The sequence below is a fragment of the Brachybacterium fresconis genome (genome assembly GCF_017876515.1).
Classification (GTDB): domain Bacteria; phylum Actinomycetota; class Actinomycetes; order Actinomycetales; family Dermabacteraceae; genus Brachybacterium; species Brachybacterium fresconis.
The window spans coordinates 1152088-1173111 of the sequence record NZ_JAGIOC010000001.1 but is presented as its reverse complement, the minus strand read 5'-3'; the positions used below and the strand labels follow the sequence as shown (position 1 = coordinate 1173111).

Annotated in this window: 21 protein-coding genes; 14 read left to right on the top strand and 7 right to left on the bottom strand. The window is 71.3% G+C overall.

Features of this window, described 5'->3' with window-relative positions; translation table 11 throughout:
* Positions 1 to 135 precede the first annotated feature (135 nt).
* Positions 136 to 585: a hypothetical protein gene (locus JOF44_RS05385; protein ID WP_245348860.1), complete on the top strand. Its 450-nt coding sequence runs from the start codon at positions 136 to 138 to the stop codon at positions 583 to 585.
* Positions 586 to 744: 159 nt separating this feature from the next.
* On the opposite strand, the gene JOF44_RS05380 is transcribed toward JOF44_RS05385, so the two are convergent.
* From JOF44_RS05380 to JOF44_RS05355, 6 genes are all read right to left on the bottom strand, one after another.
* Positions 745 to 3261, bottom strand: coding sequence for an ABC transporter permease (locus tag JOF44_RS05380; protein WP_209888286.1), 2517 nt, complete (start codon positions 3259 to 3261; stop codon positions 745 to 747).
* Positions 3261 to 3998, bottom strand: a complete 738-nt coding sequence (locus JOF44_RS05375; protein WP_209888283.1) for an ABC transporter ATP-binding protein — start codon at positions 3996 to 3998, stop codon at positions 3261 to 3263. Before JOF44_RS05375 ends, JOF44_RS05380 begins: the two co-directional genes overlap by 1 nt.
* Positions 3999 to 4222: 224 nt before the next feature.
* Positions 4223 to 4912 carry a response regulator gene (locus JOF44_RS05370; RefSeq protein ID WP_209888280.1) on the bottom strand — a complete coding sequence of 230 codons (690 nt, stop codon included), beginning with the start codon at positions 4910 to 4912 and terminating at the stop codon, positions 4223 to 4225.
* Positions 4909 to 6297, bottom strand: coding sequence for a sensor histidine kinase (locus JOF44_RS05365; protein WP_209888277.1), 1389 nt, complete (start codon positions 6295 to 6297; stop codon positions 4909 to 4911). Before JOF44_RS05365 ends, JOF44_RS05370 begins: the two co-directional genes overlap by 4 nt.
* A gap of 249 nt (positions 6298 to 6546) precedes the next feature.
* The gene (locus JOF44_RS05360) at positions 6547 to 7293 is read right to left on the bottom strand and encodes an SOS response-associated peptidase (RefSeq protein ID WP_209888273.1); all 747 of its coding nucleotides are present in this window, start codon (positions 7291 to 7293) and stop codon (positions 6547 to 6549) included.
* 1 nt (position 7294) lies between these two features.
* The gene (locus JOF44_RS05355; RefSeq protein WP_209888271.1) at positions 7295 to 8509 is read right to left on the bottom strand and encodes a YihY/virulence factor BrkB family protein; all 1215 of its coding nucleotides are present in this window, start codon (positions 8507 to 8509) and stop codon (positions 7295 to 7297) included.
* 202 nt (positions 8510 to 8711) lie between these two features.
* On the opposite strand from JOF44_RS05355, the gene JOF44_RS05350 reads away from it, so the two are divergent.
* From JOF44_RS05350 to smpB, 13 genes are all read left to right on the top strand, one after another.
* Complete coding sequence (locus JOF44_RS05350) at positions 8712 to 9938, top strand: TadA family conjugal transfer-associated ATPase (RefSeq protein ID WP_209888268.1); 1227 nt, start codon at positions 8712 to 8714, stop codon at positions 9936 to 9938.
* Entirely contained in the window at positions 9935 to 10807 is an 873-nt protein-coding gene (locus JOF44_RS05345; RefSeq protein ID WP_209888265.1) for a type II secretion system F family protein, read from the top strand. Before JOF44_RS05350 ends, JOF44_RS05345 begins: the two co-directional genes overlap by 4 nt.
* On the top strand, positions 10804 to 11748 hold the full coding sequence (locus tag JOF44_RS05340; protein ID WP_209888263.1) for a type II secretion system F family protein: 945 nt from the start codon (positions 10804 to 10806) through the stop codon (positions 11746 to 11748). The genes JOF44_RS05345 and JOF44_RS05340 overlap by 4 nt, the downstream gene beginning before the upstream one ends.
* A 125-nt stretch (positions 11749 to 11873) precedes the next feature.
* The gene (locus JOF44_RS05335; RefSeq protein WP_209888260.1) at positions 11874 to 12134 is read left to right on the top strand and encodes a hypothetical protein; all 261 of its coding nucleotides are present in this window, start codon (positions 11874 to 11876) and stop codon (positions 12132 to 12134) included.
* A gap of 28 nt (positions 12135 to 12162) precedes the next feature.
* Complete coding sequence (locus JOF44_RS05330) at positions 12163 to 12621, top strand: TadE family protein (protein WP_209888257.1); 459 nt, start codon at positions 12163 to 12165, stop codon at positions 12619 to 12621.
* Positions 12622 to 12776: 155 nt separating this feature from the next.
* A complete protein-coding gene (locus JOF44_RS05325; RefSeq protein ID WP_342591672.1) occupies positions 12777 to 13172 on the top strand; it encodes a hypothetical protein in 396 nt (131 codons plus the stop codon).
* On the top strand, positions 13169 to 13663 hold the full coding sequence (locus JOF44_RS05320; protein WP_209888254.1) for a TadE/TadG family type IV pilus assembly protein: 495 nt from the start codon (positions 13169 to 13171) through the stop codon (positions 13661 to 13663). The genes JOF44_RS05325 and JOF44_RS05320 overlap by 4 nt, the downstream gene beginning before the upstream one ends.
* A complete protein-coding gene (locus tag JOF44_RS05315; RefSeq protein ID WP_209888251.1) occupies positions 13660 to 14850 on the top strand; it encodes a glycerate kinase in 1191 nt (396 codons plus the stop codon). The genes JOF44_RS05320 and JOF44_RS05315 overlap by 4 nt, the downstream gene beginning before the upstream one ends.
* Before the next feature lie 183 nt (positions 14851 to 15033).
* Entirely contained in the window at positions 15034 to 16146 is a 1113-nt protein-coding gene (gene prfB / locus JOF44_RS05310) for a peptide chain release factor 2 (RefSeq protein WP_209888249.1), read from the top strand.
* 249 nt (positions 16147 to 16395) lie between these two features.
* Positions 16396 to 17295: a cell division ATP-binding protein FtsE gene (gene ftsE / locus JOF44_RS05305; RefSeq protein ID WP_209888244.1), complete on the top strand. Its 900-nt coding sequence runs from the start codon at positions 16396 to 16398 to the stop codon at positions 17293 to 17295.
* Positions 17292 to 18209 (top strand): permease-like cell division protein FtsX, encoded by a 918-nt coding sequence (gene ftsX / locus JOF44_RS05300; RefSeq protein ID WP_209888241.1) that lies wholly within the window; start codon positions 17292 to 17294, stop codon positions 18207 to 18209. Before ftsE ends, ftsX begins: the two co-directional genes overlap by 4 nt.
* 2 nt (positions 18210 to 18211) lie before the next feature.
* Entirely contained in the window at positions 18212 to 19555 is a 1344-nt protein-coding gene (locus JOF44_RS05295) for a murein hydrolase activator EnvC family protein (RefSeq protein WP_209888238.1), read from the top strand.
* A gap of 251 nt (positions 19556 to 19806) precedes the next feature.
* Complete coding sequence (smpB, locus tag JOF44_RS05290) at positions 19807 to 20316, top strand: SsrA-binding protein SmpB (RefSeq protein ID WP_209888236.1); 510 nt, start codon at positions 19807 to 19809, stop codon at positions 20314 to 20316.
* Here smpB and JOF44_RS05285 read toward each other — a convergent pair.
* A complete protein-coding gene (locus JOF44_RS05285) occupies positions 20298 to 20942 on the bottom strand; it encodes a hypothetical protein (protein WP_245348859.1) in 645 nt (214 codons plus the stop codon). The two genes, smpB and JOF44_RS05285, sit on opposite strands and share 19 nt — an antisense overlap.
* Between the last annotated feature and the right edge of the window lie 82 nt (positions 20943 to 21024).

Sequence of the window (21024 nt, the reverse complement as noted above, 5' to 3'; positions counted from 1 at the left end):
GGAGGGCGGCGTGATGCCCGGCACGAAGGCGTTGAAAAAGGCCGCGGGGAGTGCTTCGGGCGGGGCGCGACGGGGTGAGGGAGGCGCGGGAGCGGTGATCTGCGGGAGGTCGCCGCCGACGGATACAGTCTCCCCATGCCCACCGATACCCACTCCGCCGGATCCACGGCCTCTGGCGATGCCGGCTCCGGTCCCGGTGGCGCCCCAGCACCCGGCCCGCGGATCCGCCCGACCGTCGCGGCCCTCCTCGGGGTCGAGACCCTGCTGCTCGCGGCCACCGCCACCTACTGCTTCGTGATGGTCACCGCGGGAGGCTTGAACGGCCGGTTCGGCATCGGCCTGGGGGTCTTCCTGCTCATCTTCGCGGCCGGCACGGCACTGGCTGCCCGGTCGATCCTGGTCGCCGGGCGATTCGGTCTCGGATACGGCATCACCTGGCAGCTGTTCCAGGCGCTGGTCGGAGCGAGCCTGCTGCGCACCGGTCTGTATTGGCCGGGCGGTCTCGCCCTCAGCCTGGCGATCGTGCTGTTCGTGCTGCTGTTGAACCTGGTGCGGTCGACCCCGTTGCCGGGCGGTGACGACTGATCGACGTGCTGTGAGGGACGAACGGTAGGAGATCGGTCCGGGGGTGGAGTCTGATCGACGTGCTGTGAGGGACGGGCCCTGCTCCGGAGCGTTCCGGGGCAGGGCCCGTCCTCTCTGCTGGCCGTCGCACCGGCCCGGTCTCCTCAGGACCTCTGCGCGTCACTCACCGCCGGCCAGCGCGGCCGCCGGCGCGGTGCGGGCTGCGGCCCGACCGGGCAGGACCGAGGCCGCGCCCCCGGCGAGGATCGCGAGCAGCAGCACCAGGCCGACCTGGCCCCAGGGGATGGTGACCGTGACCGGGTAGGTGGACCCCAGCAGAGCATTGATGCCGAGCACCCCGTACCCGCTGCCGATCACGATGCCGAGCACGGCTCCGACCACGGCGAGCAGAACGCCTTCCCAGCCGAGCATGGCCCGCATCTGGCGCCGCGTGGTGCCCAGCGCCCGCAGCAGGGCGTTCTCCGAGGTTCGTTCGACGACACCGAGGCTGAGGGTGTTGGCCACCCCCACCAGCGCGACCACCACGGCGACCGCGAGCAGGGCCACAACGATGCCCAGCAGGATGTCGAGGATCTGCCCGTACATCTCGCGTTCGGCGCCGCCGACGTCGGTGCTGACCTCGGACCAGCCCGACGTGGCGGTCTGTTCGGTGATCGTGTTGACCAGGGTCATGGCGTCGAGGTCCCCGCGCTCGGCGGTGCCCGGATCAGCGAAGTCACCCAGGACCACGGGGGTGGCCCCGTCCCCGGCGATCTGCTCGAGGGTGGCGGGGGTGACCAGGGACATCGCCAGATTGGCGTCGATCTGGACCCGCAGCTCCTGCGGGCTCCCGTCGGCACCTTCGACCCTCAGGGTCTGCCCGTCCGTGACGCCGAACCGCTCGGCCCGCTCGGACCCCAGCAGCACGATGCCGTCCTCGAGCTCGTCGGCCATGCCGGGCCGGTGGGAGGTCTCACGCACGGCGTCGGGGGATGTGCCGTACAGCGTCATCGGCTCGGTGGTTCCGACGTCGATGTCCGTGCGGGCGGCGGGCTGAGCCCCGTCCATGCCCTCGATCCCGGCGATCTGATCGACCCCGTCCTCGGGCATCTCCTCGGCACTGACGATGAGGTCGATCGGACGACGGGAATCGAGCTCCGAGGTCAGCGTCTCCTCGGCAGTGCGCGCGCCGACGGCCATCATCGTCATCAGCGTGGTGCCGATGAGCAGGGCCGAGATCGTGGCGGCGCTGCGCCGGGGATTCCGGGCGACGTTGGCGCTGGCCACCCTCGCCGGGAGTCCTCCGAAGCGGCCCATGATCCGGCCGATCAGGGAGGACAGCGGGCGGGTCAGGACGATCAGCACCAGCAGCACGCCGGTGAAGCTGACCACGCCCCCGGCCATCGCCAGCAGGACTCCGAGCGAGGGCGCGTCCTGCACGGCCAGCAGGGTGCCGCCGACCAGGGCGAGGACACCGAGCACGACGGCCACGATGCCGATCACGCCGCGGGCGCCGAGCCCGCGGCGCTGCGAGGGCGGCTCGGGCCGCAGCGCCTGCAGCGGTGCCACCCGGGTGGCCGCGCGCATCGGGGCCAGGCTCGCTGCCAGGGTGATGACCACCCCGGCGATCACCGGCAGCAGCACCGACCACAGGCCGACCGGGACGATCATCAGCCCGTCGAGCCAGCCCACGGCATCGGCCACGGCCAGGGCGGCCTGGACCAGCAGATGACCGCTGACCAGGCCGGCGACGGCGCCGAGCACGCCGACCAGCAGGGACTCCCGCAGCACGACGCGGCGCACCTGGCCGCGAGTGGCCCCCAGCGTGCGCAGCAGGGCGAGGGATCGGGTGCGCTGGGCGATGGTGACCGCGAAGGTGTTGGCGATGACCACGGCGCTGGTGAACAGGGCGATCACCACGAACACGCCGAGCATCATCCCCAGGGCGGCGGAGCCCTGGGTGAGCTCGGAGGTCGCCTCCTGCTCGGCCTCCTCGACGCTGCGCACGGTGACGTCACCGCTGCTCGCGGCCTCGGCCACGGTGGCCGGATCGGTGCCCTCCGGGACAGAGGCCAGCCAGGTCTCGGTCAGCGTGCCCTCGGTGGGGCCCAGCAGCGCGGCCGCGTCGGCGTCGGTGACCAGCACGCGGGGGGTGCCGCCGAAGACGGATCCCTCGGCGGTGGGGGCGAGGCCGGTGACGGTGAAGCTCGCCTCCTGACCGGTGGGGGAGACGTCCGCCGCCAGGGTGACGGTGTCCCCGAGGGAGACCTCGAGAGCCTCGGCGGCGGCCGTGTCGAGCACGACCTCGTCGGCCGCCGAGGGCAGCTCGCCGTCGGTCAGGGCCTGCTCGGCCGTGGCCGAGGGCGGGAGCATGGCCGCCGAGAGGAATGCGCTGCCACCGTCCGCCTCGGAGGTCAGCTGCAGGTAGTTGGTCAGCAGCGGCCAGGTCTGCTCGGCGCCGTCGATCTCGGGAGCTGGAAGAGGCCGCTCGGAGGAGAACTGCTCATCGGTCAGGGGGCGAGAGATCTCGAGATCGGCCCCGTCGTACTGCTGGCTGGCCTGGGAGGCCAACGAGGCCTGCATGAGATTGCCGGCCAGCACCATGATGGTGACGAAGGCGCAGGACAGCGCGATGGTCAGGACGGCCGCGAGGTGGCGGCGCAGCGGGGTGAGCTTCAGCGGGGTGCGGCGCGCCATCAGTGCCGGCCCCGCAGATCCTCGTCGGCGGCCAGACGGCCGTCGGCCAGGGAGACGATCCGGTCCGCGCGCTCGGCGGCCTCGCGCTCATGGGTGACCATGACGACCGTCTGGCCGAACTCGTCCACGGACAGTCGCAGGAAGTCCAGCACCTCCTCGGTGGTGCGGGAGTCGAGGTTGCCGGTGGGCTCGTCGGCGAAGACGACCGCGGGAGAGGTGACCAGGGCCCGGGCGATGGCGACACGCTGGACCTGCCCGCCCGAGAGCTGCGAGGGCAGATGATCGAGGCGGTCGGTCAGGCCGAAGGCGGTGGTGATGGTCTCCAGCCAGGCGCGGTCCACGCGTCTGCCGGCGAGCTCGAGCGGCAGCAGGATGTTCTGCTCGGCGCTGAGCATCGGCAGCAGGTTGAAGGACTGGAACACGAAGCCGACCCGCTCCCGGCGCAGGCGCGTCAAGGCGTCGTCGCCGAGGTCGGTGATCTCGGTGCCGTCGATGCGGATCGAGCCGTCGTCGACGACGTCGAGGCCGGCCAGGGTGTGCAGGAGGGTGGACTTGCCGGAGCCGGAGGGGCCCATGATCGCGGTGAACGCCCCGCGGGCGATGTCGAGGTCCACCGCGTCCAGGGCGGTGACGGTCCCGGCGCCGGTGCCGTAGGTGCGGGTCACGCCGCGGGCGACGATGGCGGGGGAGGTGGCCTCCGCGGTGGCGGGTGGAGCGGGGACGGGCTGGGCTGTCATCGGGATCCTTCGTCACGGGGTGTGCGGTCATGACGATGTTCCCGCGTCCGGGTGCCGGGGAGCGTCCGTCTCGGGTCGCGACCTGCCGGCTGCGGCCAGACCGGGGGATGGGACGGGGTCATACCAGGGGATGACGGCGGCGGGGCCGCCGAGCCGGTCAGGCCAGGGGATCGTCGGGTCCGGGGCGCGTCTGCGGACCCGACGGCACCGTCCGGTCCGGCGTCTCAGTCGGCACCGGGGGCGACCAGCCCGGTCTCGAAGGCGATGATCACGGCCTGGACCCGGTCGCGCGCGCCGAGTTTGGCCAGCACGCGCCCCACATGCGTCTTCACGGTCGCCTCGGCGACGAAGAGCCGGGCCCCGATCTCCTGGTTCGAGCAGCCGCGGCCCATCAGCGAGAGCACCTCCCGCTCCCGCTCGGTGAGGGCGTCCAGGGGCGAGGTGTCCTGCTCCTGCGGCTCGGGGGTCGCGACCACACGGGCGAGCAGGCGACGGGTGGCCGACGGGGCGATCACGGCGTCCCCGCGATGGACGGTGCGGATCGCGCCGAGCAGGTCCTCGGGCTGGGCATCCTTGAGCAGGAACCCGCTGGCTCCGGCACGGATCGCCGAGACGACGTACTCGTCGATGTCGAAGGTGGTCAGCACCACGATCTTCGGGGCGCGGCCCTCCGGGGCCTGCTCGAGGATGCGCTGCGTGGCCTCGATGCCGTCCATCCGCGGCATCCGCACGTCCATGAGCACGACGTCGACGGTGCGGGCGCGCAGGTCCTGCACGGCGGCGGCGCCGTCGGCCGCCTGCACGACGACCTCCATGTCCTGCTGCGAGTCGATCACCATCGCGAAGCCGGCGCGCACGAGCGGCTGGTCGTCGACCAGAGCGATGCGCAGGGGACGGTCGAGTGGATCGGTCATCGGGGATCTCCTCCGGGGTGGGACGGGTCGGGGGCGGCGGTGCCGGATCCAGCACCGGATCCGGTGGCGGTGTCCGGGGGGCCGGCGGGGGGACCCGGGGTGTCGTCGGGGTGCGCGGCGGCGGTCCGGCCGTCAGCGGTCTCGCCGCCGCGCAGGGTGCCGTCCAGCGGGACCACGGCCCGCACCCGGTATCCGCGACCGGGGAGCGGCCCGGCCTGCAGAGTGCCGCCGAACACGGACATCCTCTCGCGCATCCCGGTCAGGCCGTGGCCCTGACCGTCGGAGGCGGGGTCGGTGCCCTGGCCGTCGTCGAGGATCTCGATCTCCAGGTGCGCGGCGGTGCGATGGATGCGGACCGCCGCGGAGGCACCGGCCCCGGCGTGCTTGAGGACGTTGGTCAGGGACTCCTGGACCAGGCGGAACACGGACATGCCGAGCGCCTGGGAGAGATCCTCGAGATCGCCGTCGAGGTCGAGATCCACCTCGAGCCCGGCGGCGCGCACCCGGTCGGCCAGGTCCTCGAGCATCGGCGGGCCGGGCTGGGGCCCGAAGCTGGTCTCGTCCTCGTGGCGCAGCACGCCGAGCAGGGAGCGCATGTCCGCGAGCGCCGCGCGTCCGGTCTCGCCGATGGTGCCGAGCACGTCGACCGCCTTCTCGGGCTGCTGGGAGGCGACGAACCGGCCGCCGTCGGCCTGCGCGATGATCACGGAGAGGGAATGGGCGACGACGTCGTGCATCTCCCGGGCGATGCGGGCCCGCTCGTCGGCGACGGCGAGAGCGGTCCGCTGCTCGCGCTCGCGGACGGCCTGCTCGGCGCGGTCGCTGATCAGGGCCAGCTGCCGCACCCGGGCCCGCTGGAGGCTGGCCAGCGCCCAGATCGCCACGATCGTGATCGAACCGATGGTGATCAGCCCGGCGAAGGTCCCCGCGGCCTGCGCCGGACCGCCGTACTCCGTGAAGTAGGTGAACACGCCCCAGTAGCCGGCCTGGGCGAGGACACCGAGGAAACCGGCCCCCACCCCGACCCAGCCGACGGCGCGTCCGCCGTAGGCGACGGCGCAGAACATGGCGTAGAACGTCAACGCGTCGCCGCCGACGACCGGGATGTTCACCAGCAGGTGGCTGACCGCGAGGATCCCGATGACGATGACGCCGAGCAGAGGACGCACCCGGCAGAGCGCCCCTGCGGCGATCATCGGCACGGTGAACAGGGTCCACCAGCCGAAGCTTCCGGTGCCGACGGCGAAGACGAGGATGAGGAGCGCGCCGGCACCGAAGCCGATCAGATCGACGGTGCCGGGGTTCTCGATGATCCAGCGGAACGGGTCGAGGCGTCGGAGGCGCCGGTGCGGCGCGTCCGTGCTCTGGGGGGAACCGTCCGTCATGGTCTCGAGGGTACGGGGAGTCAGCGACCCGTCTCGTCAGACCGCGGTCGGATCCCCGGCCGCCGCAGGGTGACGGGCGGAACCCGGCGTCACGACGGTCCGGCGCGTCGGTGTCCGGACTCCCAGCCGACGCGTCGGACCGCATGCTCCCAGGAGGACCGCTCCGGATCCTCGGATCTCACGCTCTCAGGAGGACCGCTCCGGATCCTCGGATCTCACGCGCCGGGGTGGGCAGATCCGTCTCGGAGCTCACAGCAGGGTCCGCGGCCCCTCGAGGAGCTCCGGCCCGTCGTTGCCGACCTTGCCCACGGCCGGGTCCACCTCGCGCAGGGCGAGGGTCGCGTCCGGGAGCAGATGCGCATCCTCCAGGATCCACTCCTGGGCGGCGTGACGGTCGTCCATGGCGGGGTCCAGCCACGCATCGAGCTGGTCGCGCCGCAGCATCACCGGGGTGCGGTCATGGATCTCGGCGAGCTTTCCGGAGGCCGCACGGGTGATGATCGTGGCGCTGAGCAGGAAGCGGCCATCCGCGCTGGCGGCGGGTCCCTCGTGGCTGGCCGGGCCCTTCCACCAGGAGACCAGGGCCGCCATGTACAGCGGGGACCCGTCGGCCGGGGCGATGAAGTAGGGCTGCTTGCGCCTGCCCGCAGGATCGCGGACCCATTCGTAGTAGCCGTCCATGGGGACCAGCGCTCGATAGCGCGCCAGGCTCCCGCGAAAACTGTTCTTCTCGGCGAGCGTCTCGCGGCGGGCGTTGAACGTGCGCGAGGAGAAGGACTCGTCCTTCGCGAACGGGGGCAGCAGGCCCCAGCGGGCGATGCGCAGGGCCCGCAGCACCTCCCCGGAGTCCTTGTCGATCGATTCGGTGACCACGTGGATCGGGGCGGTCGGCGGGATGTTCCAGCGGCTGCGCAGGTGGGGGTCGCTGAGATCGACCGCGCCGAGGTCGTCGATCAGCGGCTCGATCTCCTGGAAGAAGGCGAAGCGGCCGCACATGTCAGTCCCCGGTCTTCGCGGCGGGCGGTGCAGGGGAGCTCTCGGCCACCGCCTCCTCCGCATCCCGCTCGGCCCCGTCGGCTCCGTCGGAACCGACGGTGGGCACGCCGTGGCGCGGGGTGAGGCGGGCGTCCTCGGCGGTGTAGGCCTCCGCGTCGCGGTGGAGGTTCCGCAGCCGGATGTCACGGCCCGCATCGACGATGTCCTCGTGCTTGGCCTCCGCCTTCTCGGCGCCCTTCGACCCGCGCATGGGCAGGGCGAGGTCGTCCTCGGCGGGTTTGCCGGCCTCGAGCTCCTTGGCGCGCTCGAACTCGGCGTCGACCTCCGCGCCGAGGATGATCACGATGTTGATGATCCACAGCGCGAACAGCACGGCCATGATGCCGCCGATCGCGCCGTAGCTGGAGTAGCCGGCGACGGTGCTCATGTAGATGGACAGCGCCACCGCGGCGACACCGATGCCGACGATCGCGAAGATCCCGCCGGGGGAGATGAGTCGGAAGGGCTTGGCGATGTTCGGGGCACCCCAGTACAGCAGGGAGACCAGCGCGAAGGTGAGCACCAGGATCACGGGCCACTTCGCCCAGGCCCAGATCGGCAGGAACGAGTCGGTGAGGAAGGCGAGCAGGCCCTCGGCGCCGATGGTCGAGGCGATCGGGCCCAGCAGGCTGTCCACGATCGATTGGCTCAGCAGCACCGAGATCAGCACCAGCAGGATGCCGAGGATCAGCGCGACGGTCAGGCCGAGCATCGACAGGGTCAGACGGATGAATCCCCGGCCCTCGGGGACCTCGTAGATCTGGTTGGCCACGCGTCCGTACGCCTTGATGTAGGCCGAGGCCGACCACAGAGCCGTGGCGATACCGATGATCAGCGCGATGGTGCCGCCGGTCGCCGATCCCATGAGGGAGTCCAAGGTGGAGTCGACCGCACCTCCGACCTCCATCCCGCTGCCGCCGGCGCCGGAGGAGATGGCCTCCTTGATCAGGCCGGCGATCTCGTCCTTCATATCGGACAACAGCAGCGTGGCCAGCGAGAACAGGGCCAGCATCGTCGGTGCGATCGAGAGCACCAGGTAGTAGGTCAGCTTGGCGGCCTGGTCGGTGCCGCCGTCGCGCGAGAACTCCGCCAGCACGCGTTTGGTCATGTAGGTCACGGTGCGCCCGCTCAGGCGGGGGGACCCTGACTCGGAGGAGGGGTCGGGGGAATCAGCCATGAGGAGGACTCCTGAGGTGAGGACGATCTCGGGACGGATGTGTCGACATCCTGCCATGGGAGAAGACGGGGAGGGTTGTCCACAATTCCTGACATTCACCTGCCTCGAGGGTCCGATCCGCCTTACAGTGACCGGCGTGCGTGTTTCACGCCACAGCTGAGGGCCGGGGAGGACCGGTCGGTCGGGGTCGGGAGGGGACCGGATGGACACAGCCACCGTCATCGAGGCCGAGTCGCGGGAGCTGATCCGTCGGCGCGGTCTGGACGTGCACGCCGATCAGCTCGAGCCGCTGATCCGCGAGGTGGTCACCGATTACGACCGGCGCTCCTCCTCCGGCGAGGTCCCCGTGCTGCACGACGACGAGACGATGGTGGCGGAGGTCGCCGCCCGCATCGGCGGGTTCGGACCGCTGCAGGAGATGCTGGACGACCCCACGATCGAGGAGATCTGGCTGAACTCGCCCAGCGAGGTGTTCTGCGCACGCAACGGGCGCAGCGAGCTGACCACGATCGTCCTGTCCGACACCGAGGTGCGCGGAATCGTCGAGCGGATGCTGGTCAGCTCCGGGCGACGTCTGGACATGAGCACCCCCTTCGTGGACGCCCTGCTGCCGGACGGGTCCCGGCTGCACGTGGTGATTCCCAGCGTGACCCGCACGCACTGGGCGATCAACATCCGCAAATTCGTGGCCAAGGCCTTCGACCTGCCGGGCCTGGTCGCCCTGGGTGCGCTGACGCCGCAGTCCGCCGACTTCCTCGACGCCGCGATCGCCTCCGGGCTGAACGTGGTGTGCAGCGGGGCTACCGGCGCGGGCAAGACGACCTTCCTGCGCTGTCTCGCCCAGTCCATCGGGGCGCGGGAGCGCGTGGTCACCATCGAGGAGGTGTTCGAGCTGGGGCTGGGCCTGCGGGATGTCGTCGCCATGCAGACCAGGCAGGCGAATCTCGAGGGAGCCGGCGAGATCTCGATGCGGCGCCTGGTGAAGGAAGCCCTCAGGATGAGGCCCAGCCGCATCATCGTGGGCGAGGTCCGCGAGGCGGAGTCGCTGGACATGCTGATCGCCCTGAACAGCGGTCTGCCCGGGTTGGCCTCGATCCATGCCAACTCGGCCCGAGACGCCGTCGTCAAATTGTGCACCCTGCCGCTGCTCGCCGGGGAGAACGTCTCCAGCCGATTCGTGGTCCCCACGGTCGCCAGCTCCATCGATCTCGTCGTCCACCTCGACATGCTGGCCGACGGTCGCCGCCGCGTGCGCGAGATCGTCGGGCTCAGTGGGCGGGTGGAGGACGAGGTCATCGAGATCGCAGATCTTTTCACCCTCATCGGCGAGCGCCTGGTGCGTGGGAACGGGCATCCTCCGCACGCGGAGCGTTTCGCCCGCACCGGTCACGACCTGACCGCGCTGCTCGGTGGGGCGGAGGCGGCATGAGCGACGGCGCCTTCCTGGGCCTGGTCGCCGGGCTCGGCCTGCTCTCGATCTGGTGGTCGCTGTGGGAGCAGGATGGGCAGGAGCCTCGTCGCGGACGGATCAGCCGCGCCATGGAACGGCTGCGCGACGACCTGGTGGCCGTGGGGCTCACGTCGGTCCCCCCGGCGGCGGTCCCGGCTCTCAGCGCGGGACTCGGCCTGGTCATCGCCGCCGCCCTGTGGGCCACCTCCAGCGCGGTCGTGCCGTCGCTGACGATCGGAGCGGTCTCGACCGCGCTGCCGGTGGTGTTCCTGCGCTCGGCGGCCCGTCGTCGGGCCACCGCGCTGCGCGAGGTCTGGCCGGAGGCCGTCGACCACATCAACTCCGCCATCCGGGCCGGATTGTCCTTGCCCGAAGCGCTGGTGCAGCTCAGCCGCAAGGGCCCGGAGGAGCTGCGGCCCGCCTTCCACGAGTTCTCCCTGGATTACCAGGCCAGCGGTGATTTCGCGGCGTGCCTGGATCGATTGAAGGTGCGGCTGGCGGACCCGGTGGGCGACCGCATCGTCGAGGCGCTGCGAATCACCCGCGACGTCGGCGGCACCGATCTGGGGGGTCTGCTGCGCACTCTCGCCTCCTTCCTGCGCGAGGACGCCCGGACCCGTGCGGAGCTCGAGGCACGGCAATCCTGGACCGTCAATGCGGCGCGCCTCGCCCTCGCCGCACCCTGGCTGGTCCTTGCGCTGATGTCGACCAGGCCGCAGGCGGCCCAGGCCTATGATTCCTCGCTCGGCATGGCGATGATCGTCATCGGTGCCGTGGTCTCGCTGATCGCCTACCGCGTCATGCTGCTGATCGCCCGCCTTCCCCAGGATGAGCGGGTGCTGCGGTGATCGACTCCGGAACGGTCCTGATCGGAGCCCTTCTCGGGCTCCTGCTCGGCATCGGACTCGCCCTCCTGGCCGGCTTTCTCCCCTGGTTGCGCAGTCGTGACCTGGGAGCCCGCATCGACCCGTACCTGCGGCGCTCGCGATCCGCCTCCCTCTTCAGCGCCCCTGCCGCGACGAGCCGCGCCCGGGTGGTCGCCGAGAACCTGCTGGGCCCGATCGCCAGGCGCGCCCTGGGCCTCCTCGAGCGCCTCACCGGCGGGGCAGACCAGCTCGAGCGTCGGCTCCGGCTGGCCGGACGGCGCTCCTCCACCGACTCCTTCCGTATCGAGCAGGTGATCTTCGCCGTGATCGGCCTGGTCGGAGGCGTCGTCATCGCCCTGCTCGCCATCGGCACCCGGGGAGCGAGTCCGCTGCTGGGCCTGGTCATCGTCGTCCTCGGCGTGCTCTCCGGCGTCCTGCTGCGGGACTACCTGCTGGGCATGGAGATCTCGCGTCGCGCCTCGCGCATGGCCCGCGAGTTCCCCACCGTCGCTGACCTGCTCGCCCTGGCGGTCGCGGCGGGGGAGAGCCCGATCGCTGCGATGGAGCGGGTGGCCAGCACCTCCTCAGGGGCATTGCCGGACGAGTTCGCCGCCACCGTCGCCGATATCCGATCCGGCACCAGCGTCTCCCAAGCCCTGGCCTCCCTGGGATCCCGCACCCCACTGCAGTCCCTGGGGCGATTCGGCGAAGGCGTCTCCGTCGCCATCGAGCGGGGCACGCCCCTGGCCGATGTGCTGCGCGCCCAGGCCCAGGACGCCCGAGAATCCTCCAAGCGCGACCTCATGGAGACCGCCGGTCGTCGTGAGATCTACATGCTCATGCCGGTGGTGTTCTTCGTGATGCCCCTGGTGATCGTCTTCGCCATCTTCCCGGGCCTCGCCGTCCTGGAGATCTCCGTCTGACCGTTCTGGCCGTTCGACTTCCCCCGAGAAGCTGCCCACCGCCCATCCCGATCGCAGCACCCGCACCATCTGCAGTTCCGATCCCACCCCGAGCTCCGCCCGGGCCATCCGCCGAGGAGGCTGACATGACCGTCCACCGCACCCGCCTGCATCGCTCGCCCCGCCGCGTCGTCGCCGCAGCACCGACCCAGGACGCCGCGAACCACCCCGGCCGCGCCGCCCGCCTGGTCGCGCGCCTGAGCTCCCCGCGCGGCGACGTTCCCGGATGGGTCCTCATCACGCTCATGACCGCCGGGATCGTGGTCGCCCTCTGGGCCGTCGCCTCGGACCAGATCGTCCAGATCTTCGAGAACGCCATGGCGCCCTTCCTCGGCGGCAGCCTCTGAGCACGCGCGCTTCCACACCCGCGTCGAGATGACCACCGTGCACCACCACCAGCCGGGCCAGTCCCCGTCCGGAGGACGGGACACCCCTGCGCGCCCCGGACGGCCCCTGGTCCAGCGGCTGCGCGGCGAGGAGGGCTCGGCGGTGGTCGAGTTCCCGATGGTCGCGGCGTTGATCGTGCTGATCGCCCTCGGGGTGGTCCAGGCCGCGCTCATCGTCCACACCCGCAACACCCTGATCGACGCCGCGGTGCAGGGGGCGCATCATGCCTCGCTGGTCGGTGCGAGCCCCGAGGACGGGGCGGAGCGTGCGGAGCGCCTCATCAGCGATCGCTTCGGCGATTCGTTCCAGGCGGATGCGACCGCCGCCGAGGGTGCCGACGGCACCATCGAGGTGGAGGTCAGCGCGACGCTCCCGCTGGTCGGCCTGTTCGGCCCCGCCGGGACGCTCACCGTCGAGGGACGGGCGATCGACGAGGAGACCTGGTGAGACGGCCGGCCCGAACGCCGGGACGCGGGTCCGCAGGCCCTCGCGGTACCCGCGCCGACCGCCGCGGCCCCCGAGCGGTGCCGCGCCATCGCCGACGGCATCACGGGACATCAGTCCGCCCGGCCTCCGAGGACGGCAACACCATCGTCGAATTCGTGGTGCTCGCCGCCGCTCTGCTCATCCCCACGCTGTACCTGGTCCTGACCCTGGGATCGGTCCAGGCCGCAGTGTTCGCCGCCGACACCATCGCCCGCGACGCCGCCCGCATCCACGCGGTGCAGACCGATCCGGACCGGGCGGCGATGCGCACCCAGCAGCATGCCGCGATGGTCCTCGAGGACTACCGCCTCGACGCCGGGGACGTCGTCGAGATCCGCTGCAGCGAGGATCCCTGCTCGAGTCCCGGCGGCACCGTGCGCGCCCAGGTCAGGATCCCCGTCCCGGTCCCGGGGCTCGGCCCGGTCCTGGGGGAGACGGGGCCCGTCGCCGTCGGCGCCTCGCACGCCGTGCAGGTGGACCAGTACCGCGCCGACCGTGGAGCGGACCGATGACCACCCGACGGCGCCTCTTCCTGCATCGGGGCCGCACACTCATGCACCGCTTGCGGGCCCGACTGCAGCAGACCCGAGGCTCCATCACCATTCTCACCACCGGGGTGCTGGTGGTGATCCTGATGGTGATCGGTGTCGGTACCGCCATCACGGGGGTCCACCTCGAACGCACCGAGCTGCAGCACGCCGCCGACAGCGTGGCCCTGGCCGCCTCCCAGGCCGTGGACCCGGAGCGCATCTACGTCGACTCCTCCGGTGCCGTGATCCACACCGGCTCCGCCCGCCGCGCCGCCGAGGAGCAGCTGCGCAGCTACCCGATCGACTCGACCCGCACCGAGGACCTCCGCATCGCCGAGGTCTCCGTCGACGCCGACGGGACGGTCCGTGTGGTCCTGACCGCGCGGACGCACCCGCCCCTGGCAGGATGGCTCACACGCAGGACAGGCACGTCCATTCCCCTGACCGTCGAAGGAGAGGCCAGAGCCCGATGACCGCGACCCGCACCGTGCTGCTCGCACCCGACAAGTTCAAGGGCACGCTCAGCGCCGCCGAGGTCGTCCGGGCCCTCGCCACCGGCATCGCCCGGACCGCGCCGCGGGTGACGGTGCGCTCGTGCCCCATCGCCGACGGCGGCGACGGGACCGTCGACGCCGCGCTCGCCGCCGGCTCCCAGGCCCGCACCACCACGATCACCGGCCCCACCGGGCGCCCCCACACTGCTCGCTGGGCGCTCGCGGACGACGTCGCCGTCGTCGAGCTCGCCGAGGCCGTCGGCCTGAGCGCCCTGCCGGGCGGTGATCTCGCCCCGGACACCGCCTCCACCCGCGGGCTCGGCGAGCTGCTCCACGCCGCCGTCGACGCCGGCGCCCGGACACTTCTCGTCGGCCTCGGCGGCAGCGCCTCGACCGATGCGGGCGTCGGACTGCTGCAGGGCCTCGGGGCCCGCCTGCTCACCGCCGACGGCACCGAGATCGGCCCGGGCCTCGACGGGCTCGCCACCCTCGCCACCGTGGATCTCGCCCCCGCCCTCGCCGTCCTGGACGGGGTGAGCCTGGTGGCCGCGAACGACGTCACCAACCCTCTGCTCGGCGAGGACGGAGCGGCTGCCGTGTACGGACCGCAGAAGGGGATCCCCGCCGCACGGATCGCGCACGCCGACTCGGTGCTCGCCGCGGCCGCCGCGCTGCTGGATCCGTCCTCGCGTCACCGCGACCTCCCGGGAGCCGGCGCAGCCGGCGGCACCGGCTTCGCCCTGTCCCTGCTCGGTGCCGCGCAGCGCTCCGGCGCCGACGCCCTGTTCGAGCTGATCGGCGTCGACGCCCAGCTCGACGGCGCCGACATCGTGGTCACGGGGGAGGGGAAGCTCGACGAGCAGACCCTGCAGGGCAAGGGTCCGGCCGAGATCGCCCGCCGCGCCCGCGAGCGCGGATTGCCGGTGGCGGCCGTGGCCGGCGTCATCACCCTCGATCAGGAGGCGCTGCGCCGCGCCGGCATCGACCGCAGCTGGGACCTCGTGACCCGTGCCGGCTCCCCCGAGGAGGCGATCGCGCACTCCGAGCGCTGGCTGATCGAGGTCGGCGAGGACCTCGGGCGCTGGCTCGTGGCCGGCGCCGCCCCGGCCGATGACCCCGCTGTCTGTGGCCCCGGGGCCAGCGAGGAAGGCCCCGCCACCGCGTGAGACCGGACGGATCACGGTGTGAGACCACCCGGATCGACCACGTGGGACTCGACGGATCACCGCGTGAGACCGGGCGGAACCGCCGCGCGAGACCCGGCGGGCCACGGCATCGGCACCTCGGGACCGCGGGGTCGGAGGCGATCCGTCGAGGCGATCAGGTCACCTGCCGTAGACTCTCGCCTCGTGGCTTCCATCGACTTCTCCGCAGAGATCTCCCGACTCCAATCGACCCTGTCGTCGATCGAGCAGGTGACGGACATCGAGGCGCTCGACGCCAAGATCGCCGACCTCGAGCAGCAGGCCTCGGCCCAGGACCTCTGGGACGACGTCGACAACGCCCAGAAGGTCTCCGCCGCGCTGTCGCACGCACAGTCCGAACGCCGCCGCATCAGTGAGCTCGAATCCCGGATCGAGGACCTCGAGGTGATGGTCCAGCTCGCGGCCGAGGAGGACGACGCCGACACCCTCGCCGAGGCCGAGCGGGAGCTGACCAGCATCCACAAGACCCTTGACGAGCTCGAGGTGCGCACCCTGCTCTCGGGTGAGTACGACGAGCGCAGCGCCGTGATCACCATCCGCGCCGGCGCCGGCGGCATCGACGCCGCCGACTTCGCCGAGATGCTGATGCGCATGTACCTGCGCTGGGCCGAGCGCCACCACTACACCACCAAGGTGATGGACACCTCCTACGCGGAGGAGGCCGGTCTCAAGTCGGTCACCTTCGAGGTCACCGCCCCCTTCGCTTACGGGACCCTGTCCGTGGAGGGCGGCACCCACCGCCTGGTGCGCATCAGCCCCTTCGACAATCAGGGCCGGCGCCAGACCTCCTTCGCCGCCGTCGAGGTGATCCCGCTGATCGAGTCCACGGACTCCGTCGAGATCCCCGAGAACGACCTCAAGGTCGACGTCTTCCGCTCCTCCGGACCCGGCGGCCAGTCCGTGAACACCACGGACTCCGCAGTGCGCATGACCCACCTGCCCACCGGCACCGTGGTCTCCATGCAGGACGAGAAGTCCCAGATCCAGAACCGCGCCGCCGCGCTGCGCGTCATGCAGTCGCGCCTGCTGCTGCTGAAGAAGGCCGAGGAGGCCGCCGAGCGCAAGGAGCTGGCCGGTGACGTCAAGGCCAGCTGGGGCGATCAGATGCGCTCCTACGTCCTGAACCCGTACCAGATGGTCAAGGACCTGCGCACCGAGTACCAGGAGGGCAACCCCTCCTCGGTCTTCGACGGCGAGATCGACAGCTTCATCGACGCCGGAATCCGCTGGCGTGCCGAGGGCAAGTCCGACTCCTGAGCTGCGCCGCCCGGCTGCGGCCGTCGGGCGACCCGGAACCGCCCGGCCCGACGGGGCCGGCTGGACGGTCGTGAGCGGCTCGGCCCGCTCGCGGTCCGTCGGCCGCCGACCCCGTGTGCGGGAGCGCGTGAGCCACGGCACGGGGCCTTGACCAGGTTTTGACCCGGATTGGGCCTCCGCCTGCGGTGATCCGTGCGTCGGCGCACCTACGCTGGAGCGGCACGACGTCCCCGAAGCGAACAGGCACCCGTGATCCGTTTCGACAACGTCACCAAGACGTACATGCGAGGCCAGCACCCCGCGGTGGAGAATCTCGACATCGAGTTCACCCGCGGGGAATTCGTGTTCCTGGTCGGCGCCTCGGGGTCGGGGAAGTCCACCATGATGCGCATGGTGCTCAAGGAGGTCACGCCCACCCGCGGCACCGTGTACGTGGCCGGCAAGGACCTCTCGCGCATCCCCTCGTGGAAGGTGCCCGCGCTGCGCCGGGACATCGGCATGGTGTTCCAGGACTTCCGCCTGCTGCCCTCCAAGACCGCCTACCAGAACATCGAGTTCGCGCTCGCCGTGATCGGCACCCCCCGCAAGGTGGTGCGCCGCCTCGTGCCCGAGATGCTCGAGATGGTGGGGCTGGAGGACAAGGGCAAGCGGCTGCCGCACGAGCTCTCCGGCGGCGAGCAGCAGCGCGTGGCCATCGCCCGCGCCTATGTCAACCGCCCCACGATCCTGCTGGCCGACGAGCCCACCGGCAACCTCGACCCCTCCACCGCCGAGGGGATCCTGGACCTGCTCGGCGAGATCAACGAGCGCGGGACCACCGTGGTGATGGCCACCCACGACCACTCGGCGGTGGACCGCATGCGCCGTCGGGTCGTCGAGATGGTCGGCGGCCTGGTGGTCCGCGACGAGGCCGGCGGCCTCTACGAGTCCGAGACCCCCGTCAGCGTGATCTCCGGGCACCTGCCCGACGATTCCTCCCATCGTGAGGAGCACCCGCTGGAGGGCCTCGAGGCGGAGGAGCGCCCGGCGGAGGTCGAGGCCCCCGCCACCGATGTCCTCGACGAGGAGCTGATCGACGAGCGCGAGGCGCGGCTCGACCAGGACGAGGACGCCTTCACCGAGGACGAGGACGCGGAGGAGCGGCGATGAGGGCGCGGTACATCGTCGGCGAGATCGTCACCGGTCTGTGGCGCAACATCGCCATGGTCATCTCGGTCGTCATCGTCACCGCGGTCTCGCTGACCTTCGTGGGCACCGGACTGCTGATGCAGAAGCAGATCATGGACATGAAGGACACCCTGGTCGAGCAGTCCCAGGTGACGATCTACCTGTGCTCGCCGCACTCCACCTCCGCCTCCTGCGCGGGCGGCGCGGCCACCGACGCCCAGATCGAATCCGTCCAGCAGGCCCTCGAGGGCGATGTGCTCTCGCCGTACATCGCCTCCGCCGAGCAGCGGTCCCAGGACGAGGCGCTGTCGATCTACCAGGAGCAGTTCGCCGGGGAGGGGTTCGTCTCGAACTTCACCGCCGAGGACATGCCGGTCTCCTTCCACATCACGCTGAAGAACGCCGACGACTCCGCAGCGGTGGTCGAGTTCTTCCAGGGCCGCGACGGCGTCGACGAGGTCACCGATCTGCTCAGCGCCTTCGCTCCCTTCATCGACGTCCTGAACCAGTCCACCCTCTTCGCCCTCGGGCTGGCCGTGCTGATGCTGATCGCCGCGCTGCTGCTGGTCGCGACCACGATCCGCATGTCCGTGGCGAACCGTCGCCGCGAGATCGCGATCATGCGACTGGTCGGCGCCTCGAACCTCTTCATCCGTCTCCCGTTCCTGCTGGAGGGGGCCGTCGCCGCGATCATCGGCGGCGTCATCGCCTCCGGGATGCTGTGGATGGGGCTGCATTACATCGTCCAGGGCTGGCTCGCCCCGACCCTCGGCGAGCAGCTGATCACGGTGGGGGTGGCGGATCTGATCTGGGCCGCCCCGGTGCTCATCGGCCTGGGCGCGGTCCTGTCCATCGCCTCCTCCGTGGTCTCCCTCAACCGTTATCTGAAGGTGTGAGCATGTCCGACAGCGTCCTGCGCCGCCCACTGGTCCTCCTCGCCACCGCGATGCTGGTCCTCACCCCGGCGCTCGCCGGCCCGATGGCCCCGGCCTCCGCCGACGGGGACAAGGAGGACAAGGTCGCCGAGAAGGCGGAGGTCGACCAGGAGCTCGAGGACATCCGCATCTCGCTGGGCGGGGTCAGCGACGAGCTCGCCGACACCTACATGGCCCTGGCCGAGACCGAGCTGCTGATCCCCCAGGCACAGCAGGAGCTCGAGGACGCCCAGGACGAACTGGCCGCCGCACAGGCGGAGAACGAGCGGATCGGTGACCGGCTGACGGCGGCGGAGGCCGAGGAGGACGAGCTCACCGGCGCGGTCGAGGCCGGGCAGGCCGAGGTCGACAGCAGCGACGAGGAGCTCGCCGAGGTCGCGCTGTCCGCCTACAAGGGTGGCGGCATGCCCAGCCCGTCCTCCATCTACGTCGGCGGGCAGGGCCCGCAGGAGACCGTCGACCGGTCGATGAACTACCGGCTGACGATGGCCTCCCAGGGCAGCCAGCTGGACACCCTGCGCTCCGATCAGGCCGTGACGGAGAACTCCGCGGACCGGCTCACGGCAGTGCGCGAGGAGATCGACGATCTGAAGGTCGAGGCGGAGGAGGCCGTCGATCGCACCACCGCGGCGGAGGACGCCGCGGCCGATGCGAAGGCCGAGCTCGACGCCCTCTACGCCACCCAGCAGAGCCAGCGCGATGACCTCGAGGCCAAGAAGGCCCAGTACCAGGAGGACGAGGCGAACCTGGAGACCCGCAGCTCCACGCTCGACGAGGAGATCGCCGAGCTCGCCCGCCAGGAGCGCGAGCGCGAGGAGCGCGCCCGCCAGGAGCGCGCCGAGGCGCAGGCCCAGAAGAACAACGGTGGTGGGAGCGGGAGCGACAGCTCCTCGAGCGGCTCGGCGAACACGGGCGGAGGCTGGGTCTACCCGGTCAATTCCCGGATGAACTCGAACTTCGGGTGGCGCTACCACCCGATCTACAACACCCGCAAGCTCCATGCCGGGGTCGACTTCCCCGTGGCCTGCGGGACCCCGGTGAGCGCCACCCATTCCGGCCGCGTCATCGCGCACGCCTACAACAGCGGCGCCGGGAAGAAGATGATCCTCAGCCACGGCATCCAGAACGGGAAGCTGGTCACCAGCTCCTACCACCATCTGCAGAGCTATGGCCCGCCGGTGGGCACCCAGGTCTCGGCCGGGGACACCATCGGCCAGGTCGGCACCTCCGGCTCCTCGACCGGCTGCCACCAGCACTTCGAGATCCAGGAGGACGGCAACTCCGTCAACCCGGCGGGCTATCTCTGAGCATCCGGCCGGCGCTCGCGGGGAACCCGCCGGTGCTCGCGGGGCACGACGACGCTCGTCAGCGGGGATGACGCTCGCCGGGCGCTGGACCGGCACGTCCGCCGATGCGGCCCCCGGGGCGCCACCGCCGGGTCGAGCACGCCATATTTGCTCGCGCCCGGCGGTGACCACCGCGTATGCTGGGGCATCCGGTCGCGGCGACAGCCCGGCCATCGCACGCATCGCAGATCGGCTGCAGAACGGAGGGACCCATGTCAGCGAAGAAGGGCGAGGCGAAGAAGAAGGCCACCACGGACAGCGGTCCCGAGAAGCGGCTCATCGCCTCGAACAAGCGCGCATACCACGACTTCTTCATCGACGCGACGTGGGAAGCGGGCATCGTGCTCACCGGCACCGAGGTCAAGTCCCTGCGCGATCGCGGCGCCTCGCTGATCGACGGCTACTGCTTCGTCGAGGGCGGGGAGGTGTGGATGGACTCCGTCCATATCGCCCCCTACGTCATGGGGACCTGGACGAATCACGCCACCCGACGCAAGCGCAAGCTCCTGCTGCACAAGCAGGAGATCGTCAAGCTCGCCAGCAAGTCCCGCGAGAAGGGCTTCACCATCGTGCCGCTGGAGCTGTACTTCCTCGGCTCGCACGCGAAGGTCGTCATCGGCCTGGCCCGCGGCAAGAAGGAATGGGACAAGCGTCAGACCCTGCGCGAGAAGCAGGACCTGCGCGAGGCGCAGCGCGCCATCCGTCAGCGCGAGCTGGTCTGAGTCCTCCCCGGCGGGGGAGGCTCCGATGCCCCGTCGGCGGCGTCGGCGGATCGAGTGACTTCCCGCTCCAGGCGTGCGACGGTCTGCCGGCTCGAGGCCAGAGCGCCGTCCTCGGTCGCCCCGAGCATCTCCCGCATGGTCAGCGCCCGGCGGGCGTCCTCGAGCGCGTGCTGACGCAGCCGGGTCGCGGAGCGCGGGTTCTGCGCCCGCCGCTGGGCGAGGGAGTGTTCGAAGCGGCTCTTGGCGCGGTGCTGGAACACGGAGGCGAGCACGGCCAGGGACGAGGGGGACGTGGGGTCCTCCAGCCCGGTCTCCTCAGCGGCGAGGTCGAACTGCTCCTCGGCCGGGAGGTACGCGCCCTGCCATTGCAGGACATGCGCATACCGGGTGCGGCGCACCGCGCGCACGAGAGCGGGCAGGGCGGGGTCCTCCAGGGAGTTCCGTCCGGCGATGGCGGCCTCGTCGAGGCGCCCCAGCATCCGCAGGTGAGCGACCGTGCGAGGGTCCTGGGGGTTCTCGGCGCACCAGGCGGCCAACGCAGCGGGATCCTGCACCGACTCGCGCAGGGTCTCGTCGTCGACGATGACCTGCACGCCCGCCGCGGTGAATCCGATCGGTCCGTCCATCGCCCCATCATCCCGCGCTCCGTCGCCCCGGTCCAGCATCCCCCGGCTTCGCCGTGAGCTGAGGGATATTCGCTTCAGTTCG